This window comes from Enhygromyxa salina (assembly GCF_000737335.2).
GTDB classification, from domain to species: Bacteria; Myxococcota_A; Polyangia; order Nannocystales; family Nannocystaceae; genus Plesiocystis; species Plesiocystis salina_C.
Genome location: NZ_JMCC02000088.1, coordinates 1 through 17096, shown reverse-complemented (window position 1 = coordinate 17096; position 17096 = coordinate 1). Strand labels below are relative to the sequence as shown.

Annotated in this window: 14 protein-coding genes; 7 read left to right on the top strand and 7 right to left on the bottom strand. The window is 68.9% G+C overall.

All coding sequences use genetic code 11. The annotated features are described in order from the left end of the window. Positions 1-72: 72 nt before the first annotated feature. Both gloB and DB30_RS28850 read left to right on the top strand, forming a co-directional pair. A complete protein-coding gene (gloB, locus tag DB30_RS28855; protein WP_165703993.1) occupies positions 73-972 on the top strand; it encodes a hydroxyacylglutathione hydrolase in 900 nt (299 codons plus the stop codon). Positions 973-1021: 49 nt separating this feature from the next. After that, entirely contained in the window at positions 1022-1651 is a 630-nt protein-coding gene (locus tag DB30_RS28850) for a DUF924 family protein (RefSeq protein WP_052554954.1), read from the top strand. A gap of 11 nt (positions 1652-1662) precedes the next feature. Here DB30_RS28850 and DB30_RS28845 read toward each other — a convergent pair whose 3' ends face one another. The 4 genes from DB30_RS28845 to DB30_RS28830 all read right to left on the bottom strand — a co-directional run bounded on the left by DB30_RS28845 (position 1663) and on the right by DB30_RS28830 (position 7212). Then, positions 1663-2580 (bottom strand): hypothetical protein, encoded by a 918-nt coding sequence (locus tag DB30_RS28845; protein ID WP_146661055.1) that lies wholly within the window; start codon positions 2578-2580, stop codon positions 1663-1665. A 149-nt stretch (positions 2581-2729) separates the two neighbouring features. Further along, positions 2730-3878 (bottom strand): STAS domain-containing protein, encoded by a 1149-nt coding sequence (locus tag DB30_RS28840; RefSeq protein WP_052554950.1) that lies wholly within the window; start codon positions 3876-3878, stop codon positions 2730-2732. A gap of 117 nt (positions 3879-3995) precedes the next feature. Continuing rightward, entirely contained in the window at positions 3996-5621 is a 1626-nt protein-coding gene (locus tag DB30_RS28835; protein ID WP_052554948.1) for a hypothetical protein, read from the bottom strand. A gap of 187 nt (positions 5622-5808) precedes the next feature. Next, the gene (locus DB30_RS28830; protein WP_052554946.1) at positions 5809-7212 is read right to left on the bottom strand and encodes a carotenoid oxygenase family protein; all 1404 of its coding nucleotides are present in this window, start codon (positions 7210-7212) and stop codon (positions 5809-5811) included. Between the two features lie 55 nt (positions 7213-7267). Here DB30_RS28830 and DB30_RS28825 point away from each other — a divergent pair, with 55 nt between their 5' ends. From DB30_RS28825 to DB30_RS43220, 3 genes are all read left to right on the top strand, one after another. Further along, entirely contained in the window at positions 7268-8254 is a 987-nt protein-coding gene (locus DB30_RS28825) for a glycoside hydrolase family 19 protein (RefSeq protein WP_205633093.1), read from the top strand. Between the two features lie 20 nt (positions 8255-8274). Then, complete coding sequence (locus DB30_RS28820; protein WP_052554982.1) at positions 8275-8997, top strand: CoA transferase subunit A; 723 nt, start codon at positions 8275-8277, stop codon at positions 8995-8997. 364 nt (positions 8998-9361) lie between these two features. After that, a complete protein-coding gene (locus tag DB30_RS43220) occupies positions 9362-9628 on the top strand; it encodes a 7(1) septoil knot domain-containing protein (RefSeq protein WP_052554980.1) in 267 nt (88 codons plus the stop codon). A 339-nt stretch (positions 9629-9967) separates the two neighbouring features. Here the strand turns inward: DB30_RS43220 and DB30_RS28810 are convergent, their stop codons facing one another. From DB30_RS28810 to DB30_RS28800, 3 genes are all read right to left on the bottom strand, one after another. Beyond that, positions 9968-10345 (bottom strand): hypothetical protein, encoded by a 378-nt coding sequence (locus DB30_RS28810; RefSeq protein WP_052554942.1) that lies wholly within the window; start codon positions 10343-10345, stop codon positions 9968-9970. Between the two features lie 7 nt (positions 10346-10352). After that, complete coding sequence (locus tag DB30_RS41765; RefSeq protein ID WP_052554940.1) at positions 10353-11027, bottom strand: hypothetical protein; 675 nt, start codon at positions 11025-11027, stop codon at positions 10353-10355. 143 nt (positions 11028-11170) lie between these two features. Beyond that, positions 11171-13015, bottom strand: a complete 1845-nt coding sequence (locus DB30_RS28800) for a CFI-box-CTERM domain-containing protein (protein WP_052554938.1) — start codon at positions 13013-13015, stop codon at positions 11171-11173. Between the two features lie 133 nt (positions 13016-13148). Here DB30_RS28800 and DB30_RS28795 point away from each other — a divergent pair, with 133 nt between their 5' ends. Beyond that, positions 13149-14744: a hypothetical protein gene (locus DB30_RS28795; RefSeq protein WP_146661051.1), complete on the top strand. Its 1596-nt coding sequence runs from the start codon at positions 13149-13151 to the stop codon at positions 14742-14744. A gap of 145 nt (positions 14745-14889) precedes the next feature. Further along, positions 14890-16884, top strand: a complete 1995-nt coding sequence (locus tag DB30_RS28790; RefSeq protein WP_052554935.1) for a hypothetical protein — start codon at positions 14890-14892, stop codon at positions 16882-16884. Positions 16885-17096 lie beyond the last annotated feature (212 nt).

The following is a 17096-nucleotide window of genomic DNA, read 5'->3' as shown; positions in this document are numbered from 1 at the left end:
TTTTGGTCGGGACCCGAAGAGTCGGCCTTCGTTCGCTTGCGCAAGCGTTCAGCACCGGCCATGGTCCATGGCATGCCCCACGTCGTGACCACCCCCAGGCCCGCTCTCCAGGGCATGTCTGGGGCCGCGCAGGTCCACCAAGTGCCGGTGTGGACAGACAACTTTTCGTGGATCTTGGTCTGCCAGTCCACGGGCGAGGCGAGCGTCGTCGACGGCGCAGAGGCCAAGCCGGTGCTCGATTGGTTCTCAGCGCGGGCGCGCCCGGTTGCCGGCGATCTCGTGGATGGCCCGCGACTTACCACAATCCTCACGACCCACACCCACCCAGATCACATCGGGATTCACAGGGATCTCGACAAGCAAGGCAAGCTCGCGGCGCTCCGGGTGGTCGGCAACCGCGAGCTCGGCGGCGTGATCCCGGGGTTGAGCGAGGGCGTCGGCGAGGGCGATGAAGTCTCGCTTGGGGCGCTGCGCGGCCAGGCGATGCTCACCGAAGGTCACATCGACGGTCACATCAGCTACCTGTTCGGTGATCTCTTGTTTTGTGGGGACACCCTGTTCGCTGGCGGCTGCGGCTACCTGTTCGACGGACCGCCAGCCAAGATGCAGGCCAGCCTCGCGCGGCTGATGGGTCTGCCGGATCACGTGCGGGTCTGCTGCGCCCACGAGTACACCCAAGACAACCTGCGCTTCGCGTGGTCGGTCGAGCCGGACAACGAGGCCCTCGCAGCTCGGATTCGATCGGTGTGGGAGGTCCGGGCCCGCGGCGAGTCAACCGTGCCGTCGACGATCGGCGACGAGCGAGCCACCAACCCGTTCGTGCGCTGGGACTCGGACACGGTCAAGCGGCGCGTCCGCGCTGCCCTGCCCGACGCGCCGCTCGACACCCCCGCGCAGGTGTTCGCGGCGACCCGCCTGCTCAAAGACAAGAAGCTCTACAAGCAGCAAGACGACTCGGTGTTGCCGCTGTGATCGCCGATGACGCGATGACGCCAGCACAGCGCTGCGGTATACGAGCACGGTGACTGAGACCGAGCGCGAGCAAGTCGAGACCATCCTTCGCTATTGGTTCGGTGAACTCGACGGCCCCGCCGACATCGATCGCAGCAAGAACGCGCTGTGGTGGGCCGGCGATCCGGCCACCGACGCGGACATTCGCGCCCGGTTTGGTGAGCTGGTCACGCAGGCCACCCGCGGAGCGCTGGGGCACTGGGCAGACTCTCCCCGCGGCGCCTTGGCGCTGATCATCTTGCTCGATCAGTTCACCCGCAACCTCGGCCGCGGGACCGGTGACGCGTACCTCGGCGACGCGATGGCGCTCGAGGTCTGCGAGCAGGCGATCGCGGCCGGGCTCGACAAGCAGCTGCGCCCGATCGAGCGCAGCTTCATGTACATGCCAATGATGCACGCCGAGGACGTCGCGGTCGCGCGGCGTAGCCTCGAGGTCTACACCGAGCTCTCGAGCGACATCGCGGCGCTCGGCGTCGAGGGGTACCCCGACTCCCGCGCGCACGCGGTCACCCACGCCAACATCGTGCTGCAGTTCGGCCGCTACCCGCACCGCAACGAGCTGCTTGGGCGCACGAGCAGCCCCGAAGAGCTGGCGTTCATGGCCGACGGCGGGCCGACCTTCGGCCAGACCAAGCGCTGAGCTGGCAACGTTCAGGGTCCGATCAAGTACACACGGTTGAGCCCGTGGTCGCCATAGCCCGCTTCGAGCTTGCTCGGATCCAGGCTGGGCGGCGCACCGGCCAACACCGGAGCCTGGTTCGCCGGCCAGTTGCTCCACACGAAGGCGCCGTCGAAGCGATAGATCTTGCCGTCGTCGAAGCCTGCATACGACACCCACCAGTCGGCCTGTCCGAGCAGCTCGGGGTCGGCCAGCACCGCGGACCAGCGCCGCACTGAACTGCTCTGCGACGGCCCCGGCGGCGGCTCGTCCGTCATCACCACGGTCTGATCGTAGTTCGTGGCCCCGTCCTCGAACACCTCGTAGAGCAACGCATTTGGCAGCGACACGAAGGTCACCGTCGTGCTCGTGCCACCGTTGATCGGGGGCACGTGGGTGACCGAGTCGATCTCCAGGTTGGCGACCACCGCCCAGCGATCCGCGATCGGTTCGGGCGGCTGCCAAGCGCCCCCGATGCGCCGGTAGTACATGCCGTTGCCGCCCCACACCAACAGCTGATCCCAGACCTCGAGGTAGGCCGCGGCCTTCGGCTCGACGCTGCAAGGCGGGGCGTTCGGGCCGGTCCAGACCAGATCCAAGGGCTGGGTCTCCCACACGTCGTTTGCGAGGTTGTGCCGATACAGGTAGCGCGCGCACACCTCGTCGCCGTCGCCGTCGCCGTCGCCCGTGTCGCCATCTCCGTCGCCGTCGCCGTCTCCGCTGGGATCCCCGTCGCCGTCTCCGGGATCGCCGTCGCCGTCTCCGGGATCGCCGTCGCCGTCGCCAGGATCACCGTCACCCGGACCATCCTCGCCGGTGCTCTCGTCGTTGTTACCGTCGAGGCTGGAGAAGGTGTCGCTGCCGAGGGTCTCTTGCCCGGTCGAGCAAGCCACCAGAAACAGTCCAGTCAAGACCCCAGTCAAACCCCCAGTCAAAACCGTAGAGCGGCGCATCGGCGCAATCTACTGTGTCCGGGCACCCAAACACCAGCGCGCGATCGCTTACGCGCCGAGTTTGGTGGTCTCGACTACCAGCGATTCACGCCGCCGAACCTGGGGGCTCACCGCCTGCCCCTTCGGCGTCGCAGCCCTTCGGCGAGCGAGCGCAAGGTGGTGACCTGATCCAGATCAAAGCCGAAGTTCGTGAGCTCCTGGGCTAGCTGGGGCCGGATCCCGGTGATCATGGGGGTCGCCCCGAGCAGCGTGAGCGCCCGGGCCATCTGGCGCAGGCGGCCCGCGCTCCCGCCGTCGACCGCCGCCACGCCGGTCACGTCCAGGATCACATGCCGAACACCGCGGGCAGCGACGGCGTCGAGCAGCTTGGTCATGATCGCGGTGCTCTGCGCGTCGCTCAGTCGCCCGATGATCGGCACCGCCAAGGTCTGATCCCCAACGTCGAGGATCGGCGCAGACAGCTCGATGATCTCTTGGCGCTGCTGCTCGACGAGCTCGAGGGTCGCGTTCAAGACATCGATGCGCTGACCACGATCCTCGGCGAGCCGCTCGGCCTCGACCTTGGCTGTCTCGTCGGTGTGCTCGATCAGCACGCCCAGCTCGCCGGTCACCGGATCCCGGAGGGCCTCGGCGTCGATCTGGTGCCAGCGCGGCTCGCCGCGGGACAACACCCGGACGTTCGCTCGAATCCGCTGGCCCGCCAGCGCGCGACGAAGGATCTCGTGGGCCTCGGCGGCCTCCGAGAACCACGCGGGCCACGAGCCCGGCTGGTCGAAGGCCATCAACGCGGCGGGATTTTGCGAGAGGATTTGACCATCGGCGGCGACCAAGGCCGCGATGATCGAAGAGTGCCGGCCGATCGCGAGCGCGCGCTGCATGGCCTCGGGCGCCTGGGTTGCGACCGGCTGGGCCTGATTGAGCACGCCGAGTCGCCCGTCCGCGAGCAGCACCCCCCGAAGGTCCAACAGCACCATCGTTGGCTCACCGCTTGGGTAGAAGGTCCACTCCTCGCGCACGCTCTTGCCTGCGCGGACCTGCTCGACGACGTGACGGGTTCGGGCCTGCACCTTCTCTGGCGCCCCCGCGGCGACGTTCCGCGCGAGCAGCTCGGCCCGATCCGGCGCGCGCCACATCTGCACGGCGGCATCGTTCGCCCACACGAACTGGATCGTCTCAGCCTCGAACACCCAGACTGGCGAAGCAGACTGCTCGAGTCCGGCTTCGCAGGCGGCGAGTTGGGGAAACTTGGCGATCATGTCTCAGCTCGGGCGAGGGCTCCTCGCCCGCTCGAGCAGCTCGCGGGCCCACGCTAGCGGAGCGCCTCGACTGGGTCAATCGCCTCCCTGGTCGCAAGCAACCCCCTCAGCGGCTGATCAGGCCAACCCAAGACCGGGGGCCTGCGAGGCAACGAGCTTGCGTGGATTGACCACCCCACGGGCGAGGATCCACGCGTGCGCTTGGTCCTGCAGCTGCGCCCCCTCGCCGCCGCCGATCAGCTCGCCCAGAGCATAGCGCGCGCACTCGCGATGCAGCGCCATGTCGACCGAGTTGAATTCGCGAACCGCCGCGTCGAGCTTGATCTGCGCGTCTTCGAGCTGCCCTTGGAGCTGCGACAGCCCGGCGCCGAGCAAGCTGGTCAGCGCCGGCGCGACGCAATTGTTGTCTCGCTGGGTGAGCTCGAGCAGCCCGGTCACGTCGGCGAGCACGCGCGCGCGGTCCCAATCACCAGACAAGCGAGGCTGAGCCCGCAGGCGATCACGGGTGAGCACCGGATCTCGATCGAACTGCTCGATCAACGCCACGCCGACCCGGGCCCGAGCGACCCGGATCTCCAGCCCAAGCGTACGCATGGGCATGTAGAACGCCGACTCCAGCTCGCGCCACTGACTGATCAACGCGGCCCATGCCGGCGTCACGTCGCCGCGGTACAGGCCGGTGTGAACCTCGGCCATGAGGTCTCGATACTCTTGGCGGCGATACCCGCTCTCCGGCCACGCGGCGCCCGGCACCGCGCGCTGGCGGGCGAGCAATTTTTGGGTCCGGGCGCGGACGTCATCATGCTCCTCGCGGGCTAGCCACACCAACATGGGCTGGCCGGTCAGCGCCTCGAGCAACATCAAGGAGTCCTTGTGTCGCTCGGCCAAGACGATCGCGGTTGCGAGGCGCTGATGGAGCTCTTCGAGCTCACCGAGCCACGCGAGCGCGAACCAATGCAGCGCGGCCACGCGGGCCTGTTCGTGCTCGATGTCGAGGCCGGTGTCGGCGAGCTGGGCGAAGATCTCGTTGGCGGCCACGCAGGCCTCGACGCAGTGACGCCAGCGCCCGTGGCTGAACTCGTAGGTGGCGATGCCCAGCTGCCGCCAGGCCTCGTCGAGCGGCTCACCGGTCTGCACCGCGAGCTCGGTGCAGCGCTCGAGCAGCTTCTTGACCGAGCGATCGAAGGGCCCGCCAATCCGGGTCTCCATCGCGATCTCGCTGGCCAGCGCGCGGCATCGCTCCGAGCTGTCGCCAAACCGCGCGACCTCGGTCAAGTGGCGGGTCCGCAACGCGTCGGCCAGCGCGGTGTTGACCATCGTCAGACACCGCGCGGCTCGATCGAGCACGACCATGCGCAGCCTGTCCCCGGTCTCGCGGACCTCGACGTCACCATCGAGCCCCGCGTTCTCGAGCAAGAAACGACCGCGCCGCCACGTGCTGCCAAGCAGCGCCCGCGTCGAGGAGGTTGGGGTCGGCACGCCGTGGCGCTCGAGCGCGTCGCGGAGCAACACCCAACCGTGGCCGAGCGCGCCGCCGCGAATGTGGCAATCGGCCGCGCGCATGCGCAGCGCGCAGCTGCGCTCGGCTTGCAGCTCGGTCGACAGCGCTGGGTCGACGAGCTTGGCAGCCTCGAGGTAGCCGTTCGCAGCCACGCGCCAGCTGCCCCGACGCTGAGCCGCCTGCGCCTCTTCGATGACACGGGCGAGCCGGGCCGCAGCGCTGTTCGTCTCGGTCCCGCTCACTGTGTTGACGGTCGCCCACCCAGGCGTCGACCGTCAAGCTCGCGCGCGCCAAACTGCGGGCGCCGAGCTGCTGATCAAGCCCGAAGTCCGATCCTCGGAGCTGGCGTGCTGATCTGTGCGCCGAGCATCGCGGCACCCAGGCGCGCTGCCCCGAGCACCCCGGGTGCCGCGATGCTCGACGCGCCAATCAGCGCGCCAGCTCGTCAGCCCCGACCCACCGCGTATGAAACCCAGCCGGGACCCGGGTTGGGATCGCCAGCTTCGCGAGGATCTCGAGGTCGCGGCCCGCCATCACCCACAGCTCGCTGCGATCGCCGGCCTCTTCGCTCACGAAGGTCAGCAACGCGACGTCGTCCTCGGCGTCCCCGAGCGGCGCGACGCTGACTTCGCCACCGAGCCATCCCGGCGGATAACGCCGCTCGATCGCCGCGCCCGAGTCGAGATCGATCCGCCGCACGCCATCGAACGCAAACGCCTCGCGGGCCGCGAAGCTACCCAGGTAGGCGACGCGGGTGGGCGCGCCGATCCGGCGATCGTCGACGCGGGGGAACTCGGCCATCGCGTCGTCGAGCAGGTCTTCGCGGGCCAGCCCCGTCTCGAGATCCAGGGTCCAGCGGACCAGCTGCGGCTCGAGGCGCAAGTGCCCGATCCGTGGGACCACGCGATCGCTGCGGCCCGGTTGCGGCTCATAGGCCAAGGGGTCGCGCATGCAACAGGCCGTGACGATGATCTTCTCGCCAAGCTCCCAGGCGTTGGCGAAGTGATACACGTAGCAGGCCGGGACCTCGAACCAGTGGCGCACGCGCTGGGTCCGACGATCGAACACCCCGAGCCGCGTCGGCACGTCGGGGAAGAAGCTCATGTGGACCTTGCCACGCGCGAGCGCCCGCGGGTCTGGGAACATCGAGACGTCGATCAGGATCGTGTAGTGCTCGGTCAACGCCAGGTCGTGCTGCGGGCGCGGGCCAGGCAATTGGACCGGCGTGCGGGTGAGCTGGCCATCGCGGGTCAGCGTCCCGTGGGTCACCCGCGACGAGGTTGGCGCGTAGTCGAGAAACACCAGATCCCCGCTGCGGGGATCGACCTTGGGGTGCGCCGTCATGGTCCCCGCCTGCGTCCACGGTCCGACCGTGCTCAGCTCGGGCAAGCTCAGCGCGTAGGGCATCCCGCCGCCCAGCCACCACAGCGCGAGCAGCTGCCCGTTCCAGTACAGCAAGTCGGTGTTCGCGGTGTTCTTGTACGGCCCGCCCGGTCGCGCCATGTCGGGCCGCGCGAGCAACCCCGTCCAGGTCGCGGCGCCGGCGGCTTCGTCTTCGGCCAAGCCTGCCGTACGCACCCAGCGATTGCGGTAGCTGGCCCGGCCCTGCTCGAAGCTGACCGCGTGGATCATCCCGTCGCCGTCGAACCAGTGGTAGGGCTCGGGCGGCGTGAACTTGGGGTTGCTCGAGTTGCGGGCAAACACGCCCTGCAGCGCCGCCGGGATCTGGCCCTCGAGGAGCTCGAGGTCAGCGTGGTCGTGCTCGCTCGAGACCGGCGCGTAGCCGAGGCTCGAGTAGGTGCTCCCATCAACGAAGTCGCGTGCGCTGCCCATGCATGCGGCTGTACCACGGACTCGCGGGGTTCGCGACTTCATGGGAGACTTGGCCATGACGCACCGTTCGATGGCATCGACGCTGACGTTGACCTTCATGCTGGCGCTCGCGTGTGCGGACGACGGCTCGCCAGCGACACCGCCGAGCACGAGCGCCGACGAGACCGGCGATGGCGATCCCGGCGATGGTGACGGTGATCCTGGCGACGGCGACGGCGACGGCGACGGTGATTCCGGCGACGGCGACGGTGATTCCGGTGACGGTGATTCCGGCGACGGCGACGGCGACGGCGGGTGCCAGCTCGCGGACCTACTCGACCAGGCCACGTGGGATCAGATGTTCCTTCACAAGGACGACCCGGCTTGCGCGGGGGCCAACTACACGCTCCCGGGTCTGCTCGAGGCTGCGGCCGCGTACCCCAGCTTCGCGTGCGAGGGCGATCTCGCCACGCGCCAGCGCGAGCTCGCGGCATTCTTGGCGCAGATCTCCCACGAGACCACCGGCGGGTGGCCGGCCGCGCCCGATGGCCCCTACGCGTGGGGTCTGTGCTTCATCGAAGAGGTCGGCTGTGAGAACAACGGCTGCCCGCAGTACTGCGACGCCAACAACATGCAGTATCCCTGCGCGCCCGGGCGCACCTACCACGGCCGCGGCGCGATCCAGCTGAGCTGGAACTACAACTACGGCCAGGCCGGCGACGCGCTCGGCGTCGACATCCTCGCCAACCCCGACCTGGTCGCGAGCGATCCCAAGCTGGCAACCCAGACCGCGCTGTGGTTTTGGATGACCGAGCAGCTGCCCAAGCCTTCGGCCCACGCGGTGATGGTGGGGAGCTGGATGCCCAGCGCGCAAGACCTCGCGCTTGGCCGGCTGCCCGGATTTGGGATGACGACCAACATCATCAACGGCGGGCTCGAGTGCAACATGCCGGGCAACGCCAAGGTCGAGGACCGCGTCGGCTTCTTCATGCGCTACGCCGAGCTGCTTGGGACCGACGTGGGCGAGGCGGTCGACTGCGACATGATGACGCCCTACGGTTGATCGCGCGCGGGCCCGGGCTCATGCTCCGGCTCGTGACCGCCGCAGCAAGCTCCGCGAGCAAGATCTTCGAGTCGGCCGAGGCCGCGCTGTTCGACCTGCAAGACGGGGCCAGCGTCGCCGTTGGCGGGTTCGGGCTGGTCGGCAACCCCGAGGCGCTGATCCAAGCGATCGCGCGCAAGGGCAGCAAGCGCCTCACGATCATGTCGAACAACTGCGGCAACCAGGGCCTTGGCCTGGCGATCTTGTTGCAGCAGCGCCAGGTCGCCCGGGTCGTGTGCAGCTTCGTCGGGGGTAACCCGGATCTCGAGGCGCAGATGCTCGCGGGCGAGGTCGAGGTCGAGCTCAACCCCCAAGGTACGCTGGCCGAGCGGCTGCGCGCGGGCGGGGCTGGGATCGCGGCCTTCTTCACGCCAACCGGGGCCGGGACCGTCGTCGCCGAGGGCAAGGAACAGCGCGAGTTCGAGGGCCGCCCCCACGTGCTCGAGACCGCGCTGCACCCCGACGTGGCGATCGTCCGCGCGGCCGTGGGCGACGCGTTTGGCAACCTGCGCTTTTATCGAACGTCACAGAATTTCAACCCGCTGGCGGCCATGGCTGGCCGACTCACGATCGCCGAGGTCGACGAGCTGGTCCCAACCGGGACCCTCGACCCGGACGACATCCACCTCCCGGGGATCTTCGTCCAGCGCATCGTTCATGTGCCAGAGCACGTGAACTACATCGAGTACCGGACAACGAGCTGATCCGGCCGCGACGAAGCGCTGGCGGGGATGTTCACTTCGATCTTGGGCCGCCGTTGCGACGGGGCTGACCCAAACGCTGTATTTGGAACCCGAGTGGCCCGCCGCGCGGGGGTCAGCTGTGATCGGGGTCCCCGAACCCACCGCGCAGCGCAATGTCACGACGAGATATTTGTGATCCCGGGAACCCGGGGAATATGCTGCTCTCGTCATGTCGTTTGCGCGCACCGGTACGTTCGTTGGCCTCGCGGGCCTCGGGCTGTGGTTGTTGGCCACGAGCCCAGTCCGGGCCGAGCAGTCCAGCTCCTCGTTCACGGGTGTCCCCCACCTGCTCACTGCGACCGCGGCCGCCCTCGACGTCACGTCAATGGGCACCGGCAACGTGAGCGATCAGTGCACCTTCAACGGCATCAAGCTGGCCGGCAAAGTCAAGGTCGTCGACAGCTTCCCCGACGTGCGGGTCAAGGCGGTCTCGAGCTTCCCCGACGTGAAGGTCAAGAAGGTCACCTCGTTCGCCAGTGACTGCGGCGAGTGGCAGTTCGTCGACAGCTTCGCGGACTTCGAGATCCAGTACGTCGACAGCTTCCCCGACGTCGAGGTCGCCTGGGTCGACAGCTTCCCCGGGCTGCCTTAGACCCCCACATAGACCTTGGACTTCGCCGACTGCGAGCTCTCTTTGACCCCCACATAGGCCTTCGACTTCGCCGACGGCGAGCTCTCTTTGACCCCCACATAGGCCTTAGACTTCGCCGACGGCGAGCTCTCTTTGACCCCCACATAGGCCTTCGACTTCGCCGACTGCAGCCGCTATCGCGTCTGGTCGCTTCGCTCCTCGGGGCCGTTTGTTCGCTATCGCATGTGTGGCCCCCTGGAAGGGGGCTCGGGTGGCTTCGGCGGACGCGTACCGGTACCGGTACTTCGCCAACTGCAGCCGTTAGCGGGCGAGAAGCCCTCGCCCGAGCTGAAAACAGATCTAGCCGGTCTCGGTTCCGCCGGTGTCCGTGTCGCCGCCGGTTTCCGTGCTGGTGTCCGTGTCGCCGCCGGTTTCCGTGCTGGTGTCCGTGTCGCCACCGGTGTCCGTGCCCGTCTCGGACGCAGGCACCGTGTAGGCTGGGCACTCGGCTTGGCTGGGCTCGTTGGCGACGCAGCCGTTGTTCTCGGCCTCGCAGGGCGAGCAATAGGGCTCGTCGGGGTACACCGCGCCGCACCATGCGTTGGGATCGATCGCTATGTTCTGGCAATGGTTCGGGTTGGGCAGCTGGCATGCACCAAGGCCAATGCCGCCGCCCAACCCAAGCAGCAGGGCCAACGCGAGCGCGGGCGAGCTTCGAATTGACTCGATCAATGGCATGGCAACCTCAAAAGCGAAGGCCGGTCGGCGTGAGCTGGATCCGCGCGCGCTCGGGCCGGTCTTTGTAGCCCTTGTGCGCCGCCACCAGCATCAGCACGGCCGTGAACGCGACGCCGCTGCTGACGGTGAGCAGCACCAGCCCGGCCGGGCGCGTGCTGGTCACGAACACGGGCGTCTCGGGGACGACCTGGTCACGGTTGACGAGCAGCCCAATGCCAACACCGACCCCGCTGACCCCGAGCGCGCCAACGACGATGCCAGCGACGGTCATCTTGCGGCAGCGCTTGCTGCCGTCGCAGCCTAGGCGGTCGCGGATGATCGGCGGCGCGGGGTCGGCCGCTGGCGGTGCGCTGGAGGTGGTGACGGTCGCCGGTTGCTCGGTCGGGGTGGGTGGCTCGGGCTCGGGCTCGGTCGGGGTGGGTGGCTCGGGCTCGGGCTCGGGCTCGGGCTCGGGTGCGCCAGGTGGCTCGCCCGTGGGTTCGGCTGCAGGCGCGCCCTCGCTGGACTCGGGCGCCTCGACTGGCGCTGGCTCGGCGCTCGCGTCTTCGGCGGGCGCCTCGACCTTGCCGGCTGGCGCGGCAGCTGGCGCGGCAGTTGGCGCGGCCACGTCCACGGGCGCAGCTTCAGTCGCGGCCGGACCAAGGGCCAAGCTGACGGCGAGAGCGAGGACGATCGCGTGCACGGCCGATGCCTACCACTGCGCATCGACGCGGACCAGGCCCAGCCGCCCGAGCGAAGCCCCTACCCGCGTGCACTGAGGGTGTCGCAGCGCGCTGAGCCAGCGCGAGCCCAGAGCATGAGCGAGGCCCCGACTCGCGCGGGTTGTCAGCGCGGACCAGGTTCGGCGCCAGCACCCATGACGAGCTGCTTGGCCACGCCCGCGACCGGGCGCAGCATCAGTCGCGCGGCCGCCCGCGCGGGTGGGACGTCGCGGATCATGTTGGCCAACACCGGGCCATAAGCATAGTAAGCCCGGACCAGGTCGTTCGCGATCGGCTGATCGATCATGTAGACGTCGCGGAACCACCGGAGCGCGCGCAGCTCGTGGGTCCAGCCAGCACCCCAGGCCGCCGTGGCGATGAAGCAGGCGCCGTCGATCGTCTGAAACTCTTGCGCGGGCGTGGTCACGTCGGCGACGGCGATCTCGCTGCGGTTGGTGCAGATGTCCTCGTAGTGGACGCCGATCGAGTAGGTGTAGTTGCCAAACAGCTGGTCGATCTCGATCGTGACCTGGTCGCCGGGACCGGCCTCGATGCAGTCGAGCTCACCAGGTTCGCGACAAAGCCGCGGGATCCCAGCGACGGCCTTGGACGCGCCAAGCTGAAAGTCGGTGGTCTCTGGTGTGATCCAGCCAGCGAACAGCGTCGAGAGCTCGATCCCATCTGGGACCTCGGGCAGCCGGAAGGTCGCGGTCACCGTGTCGAAGTCGGTGGGCGTGAGCTGCAGATCCTGCACGGGTGGAAGATCGACGGTCGTGCAGCCACCGCCGCCCCCTGTTGGATCGCCGTCGCCATCGCCGTCCCCGTCGCCGTCGCCGTCCCCGTCGCCCGAGGTGCTCCAGCCGTGCGAGTAGATCCCGAAGCGCGCGAGCACATCGAACTTGTCGTGGACCTGCAGGCGATCCGCCCCGCTCCCACCCGACGCCGAGATCGTCGAGTCGGGCGGGTGCACGGTCCCGCTCGCGCCGTCCCAGTCGGCGTAGCCTGCGTACTCGGTGACCGACGTATAGCCTGGGACCGCCGGATCGAACTCGACCCGGTACACCACCGCCGGCTGACCAAAGTACTCGCGGCCGTAGGCGGGGAGCTTGGGGTCGACCCAGTGGTCGTCCTCGCGATCGAACTCCCAGTCGGGGTTCTCGTCACGCTCGAGCGAGACCTCGATCCACGCGACCAATGAACCCGCGGGCACCTGGTCGAAGTGGATCCGATGCGCGAACAAGTACGGCCCCGGGCTTGGCGTGGCCCGGGAGATCATGTCGAGCTCGTTGAGAGCCGCGTAGGACTTGGTGTCCTCGCTGTCGCGGTTCTCGTCGAAGCTGGTCAGATCATTGCGCGGCGGATACACGGAGGTCTGGCCGCCCGGCGCGAACTGGCCCTTGTCGGACCGAAAGGTCGCCGGCGAGGGGCAGGTCATCGTGTCGACGATCGCGTTGTCCTCTGTCGGGGTCAGCGGCCGACAAAAGTAAGTCTCGGCCGAGCTGCTCGACTCGTGGAAACCCAGCGAGGTGTGGTTGTTGAGGTTGGCGTCGTGGAACAGGATCCGCGGGTAGGTCTTGCCCCGGCTGTGGGCCCAGATCGGCAGCACCGACGGCCGCGGACCGTAGGGCGCGCGCCAGCTCGACAGGAAGGTCGTCATGCCCGAGCGGTTGCCAATGCCCAGCTTGGCGGTTGCCTGGGTCACCAGCACGTCCTCGACGAAGTTGCCGCTGGTGTCCTCGAGCCAGATCGCGATCTGGAGCCCAGCGACCGGCTTGAAGTGAAACTCGAGCAGCGCCTCCGCGTCCGCGCTTGGATCACCCGGCGCCGCCTGCGGAGAGTTGGCCACGCTGTCACTCGGCGGCGACGCGTCGGCTGGGGTGACCGCGAGTGCCAGCGCGACGCTCAGCAGCCAGATGCCCCAAGTGCGAGGCCCTGCCCCGTTCGAATCGGCTCGTCCTTCGAAACCCATGCGCGGCGCCAGTATACCCGGGGCCCGCCAGCGTGGGCGTGGATGCTCGCGTGGTGCGGCTGAGCCCGACTTGGCAACGCGGGTGCGACGGATCACGGGGTGATTGCTCCATTGCTCCGTATGCTGTCCACAGATGGTCGCGCCAACTAGCAGCAGTCCAGCCGCGCGCCGACGGGCGCTGTGGGGGATCGGTCTGATGCTCGGGGGTACGTGTGCTTGCGCGGTGGCGGCTGGATTGGCCAGCGTGATCGCGTGCTCGCCCAATCCGGCGCACGGACCGGGGCCCGTCGCCGCCAGCCCAGCGCCAGCCACGCTGCCGGACGGGCCGCCGCCGCCGCGCGGTGGCCTGCCGATGCCGAGCCTCGATCTGGACTGGAGCCCGCCAAGCGCGACGGCGGGCGACGTCGCCGAGCTCGCGCAGGCGCTCGCCAACCACCCGCGCGTCGGTCTGCTGCTCGATCCTGGGTCGAACCACGAGACCAGCGGGGGGACCAGCGGGATCAGCCGGGCAGCCAAGGGGCTCGACACGACGCAGCTCGCGGCGCTGGTGGGTCGGCTCGCGCCCGACACCGCCGTCCACCCGATCGGCCTCCACGATCCCAAGCGCCCGCGGCTCGCAGAAGTGATCCTCCAAGATCCGCCGCTGCTGCCCGCGACGGGCCCGACCGGTCGAACCCGCTGGGCGCTGCCCAAGCAGCTCGAGGTCGACAGGGTCCAACTGCAGCGCTGGGCCGAGCTCGGTGATCCGGCCGTGCTGATCGTCGGCGCCGTCGAGGTCGACGCGCCGGTCTGGCGAGGGGTCGCCACGTCCGCGGTCGGCAGCTGTGAGCCGCTGCTCGACGCGCTGGTCGACGGCCAGACCCAGAGCCTCGCCTTGCTCGAGCCCTTCTTGGACCACGCCGACGCCGTGCTCGCGGCCGCCTACACCGTCGAGCTCGCGCGGGTCGTGCCGCAGATCGAAGCCGAGCTGGCCGAGTTCGAGCCCCAGCGGACCCGCGCGGACTTCGACGCTGACGGCTGGGCCCGCTACCAGTGCGGTCAGAGCTACCTGCGCTACCTGCAGCCCTTCTCTGCGTGCGTGAGCACCAGCGCCATGCAGACCTGCCCGATGACGCCGCGCTTGTTCTTGCGAGGGTCGGCCCGAATCGGCACGGTCGAGCCCAGCGAGTACATCCCGACCGACTGTGCGCGGCGGATGGATCGTGACTATGTCGAAGCTCTGCGGGCGCCGGCGCGGGCGGCCGCCGAGCTGGCCCAGGATCACCTCGACGTGGGGTGGATGCTCCTCGCCGAGCGCCTCGCTACGTTGTCGGATGTTCACGCTGCGATCGCGAGCCTGTGCACCCCCGCGCGGCGGCGGTTCTCTGCGCCCGACCTCGCGCAGCTGCGGGCCAGCGTGGCCGCGCTTGGGCCCCTGTTCATCAGCGACGCGCCCCCGGCCCACGACGCGCGGTTCTTGGCCAACGATGGCAGCTTCCACGTCCCCGGGCTCGGCACGGTCCGCCAGCTCGCGCGCTACGACGGCGGGACCGACAGCCCCTCGCGGGCCGTGATCGCGGCGGCCCAGCAGCTAGACAACTTCAGCCGCGCGCACGCACGCTGCGTGCCGCGTCCGGGCGAGCCGCCGCTGATGACCCTGCTGGTCGACACCCGGACCGGGGCCCAGGAGTTGCTCGGGTTCTTCTACGCCGAAGAGCTGTGGTGCGACGAGCTCGGGCCGATCCTCTAGATCTTCGTCCAGATCTTCGTCCAATCGACATCGCTCGCCGCGAGCAGATCCACGACGCGTCGTTGGCCCCATACGTGACCCGGCCCGGCGCAGGTATTTCGCTGCAAGCCTGATCGCTTCACGCAGCCGTGGCACACCCCGCCCAGTGCCCAAGCCACGCGGACACGACCCGCACCAGACCCGCCGCCGGGTCCGGGTCCTCCTGTTGTTGGCGTTCGCCCTCGTGGTCCTGCGCCACGGCTGGATCGTCGACGACGCGTACATCTCGCTGCGCACCGTCGAGAACCTGTCCAACGGCCACGGGCTGGTCTGGAACGTCGGCGAGCGAGTCCAGGTATTCACCCACCCGCTGTGGCTGTTTCTGTGCTGGGGGGTCTACACGATCACCAGCGAATTTTTCTACTCGCTGATCATCTTTGGCGCGCTGATCTCGACCTGCGCGGTCGCCCTCGTCTCGCTCCGGCTCGCGCGCTCGGAGTATGTCGGCATCATCTTGCTGATCGCGGCCACGCTCTCGCACGCGTTCGTCGACTACGCGACCGCCGGCCTCGAGAACCCGCTGACGCACCTGCTGATCGCCCTGAGTGCCTGGGTGTACCTCGCCCGGGTGCCAGACGAGCGGCGCTTTGCCCTGTTGTGCCTGCTTGGTGGGCTGTCGCTGCTGAGCCGGCCCGACAACGCCGTGCTGCTTGGACCGGTGGTGATCGCGGCCGCGATCCAGGCCCATCGCCGGGGCGCCAAGCTGACGGCGCTGCTGCGTGCCGCGGCGCTTGGCGGGCTCCCGCTGTTCGCGTGGGAGCTGTTCTCGCTGTTCTACTACGGGGCGCTGGTCCCCAACACCGCGCTCGCCAAGCTCAACTCGGGGATTGAAGCCAGCGAGCTCGCGCACCAAGGGTTGCTGTATTTCGTCTCCACCCTCGACGCGGATCCGCTGACCTTGCTGATCATCGTCGCGGGGGCGGCCGCGCCGTTCGTGACCCGCGACCGCAAGATGATGCCCTTCGCCCTTGGGATCATCTTGCACGCGCTGTACCTGACCAAGATCGGCGGGGACTTCATGCTGGGTCGGTTCTTCACCGCGCCGATGTTCGCGGCGCTGGTCTGCCTGTCGCAGGTCAAGCGGGTCGAGCTGACGCAATTTTTGATCGTCGCGGCCGTCGTCGCCGCGCTCGGGCTCAGCGCCCACCCAAACACGCTCGAGATCAACAGCGCGAACCGAGTCCCGGCCAACCAAGCTCGATCCGGACGCAGGGTCACCAACGAGCACGCGCTCTTGTTTCGCGGAGCGAACCTGCTCAGCGCCAAGCGCTGGACGCAGATGCCCAACCACACCTGGACAGCGCTCGGCCAGCGCGGGGCCAAGCCCGGACGCAAGACGATCGTCGCCCGCGCGATGGGGTATCGCGGCATGGCCGGCGGACCCGAGGTCCACTTCATCGATGACGTCGCCCTGACCGATCCCCTGCTCGCGCGCCTGCCCGCGCTGTGGCGGCCCGACTGGATGACCGGCCACTTCATCCGCACGATCCCGCGCGGCTACATCGAGTCGCTCGAGACCGGCGAGAACGTGATCGAAGATCCACAGATCCACGCGCTCTACGAGCGGATCGATCTCGTGACCCACGGGGACCTGTGGAGCCTCGAGCGGCTCGAGGCGATCTGGTGGCTCAACAATGGCGGCCCAGGGCGGTTGCTGAACGAAGAAGCCTGGCGCTTTCATGGCGCGTCGCGGCGCAACGCGAGCTCGATCGCAACCCGCCGGGCGCCCGACGGCACGCCGATCGCATCCAAGCTGCTGCGTCGGTTCACCGACACCGGCGTGTACGTCAAGTACAAGCGGCGCCAGCGTGTGCGCGAGCTCGAGATCTCGGTCAACGACGCGGACCGGTTCGAGATCCGCTTCTACGACCGCGCCGAAGAGGTCGCGCGCGTGGCCGTGCCCCAGCGGCTCGAGTGGGGCCAGGACGGCGTCAGCTCGCGGCACATCGTGCTACCCGAGGTGCTGTCCGAGCGCGGGTTCACCCGGCTGCGGATCCTTCCGCGGACCAGGCAGCGAACCCAGCGACCCTACTACGCGATCAGCCACTTGGTGTTCGACGAGCAGATCGAGACCCTCGACCCGGCGGCCGCGTCGATTTGATGCGGACGCGTCTTCAGGTCGCAACGGGCTGGGGATCGGGCTTGCCGAGATCGCGGTGGTGCCCGACCATCGTGGCGTGCGTGCGAGCCTCGATCAGCGCGGCCACGGCCTGGTGCGGGCCAGCGCGCTCGCGCTCGCGTGGCTGGCTGTGGTCAGCTTCGCCCCCGTCGCGCGGGCCCAAGCGCCCGCGCCCGCGCCCGCGCCCGCGCTCC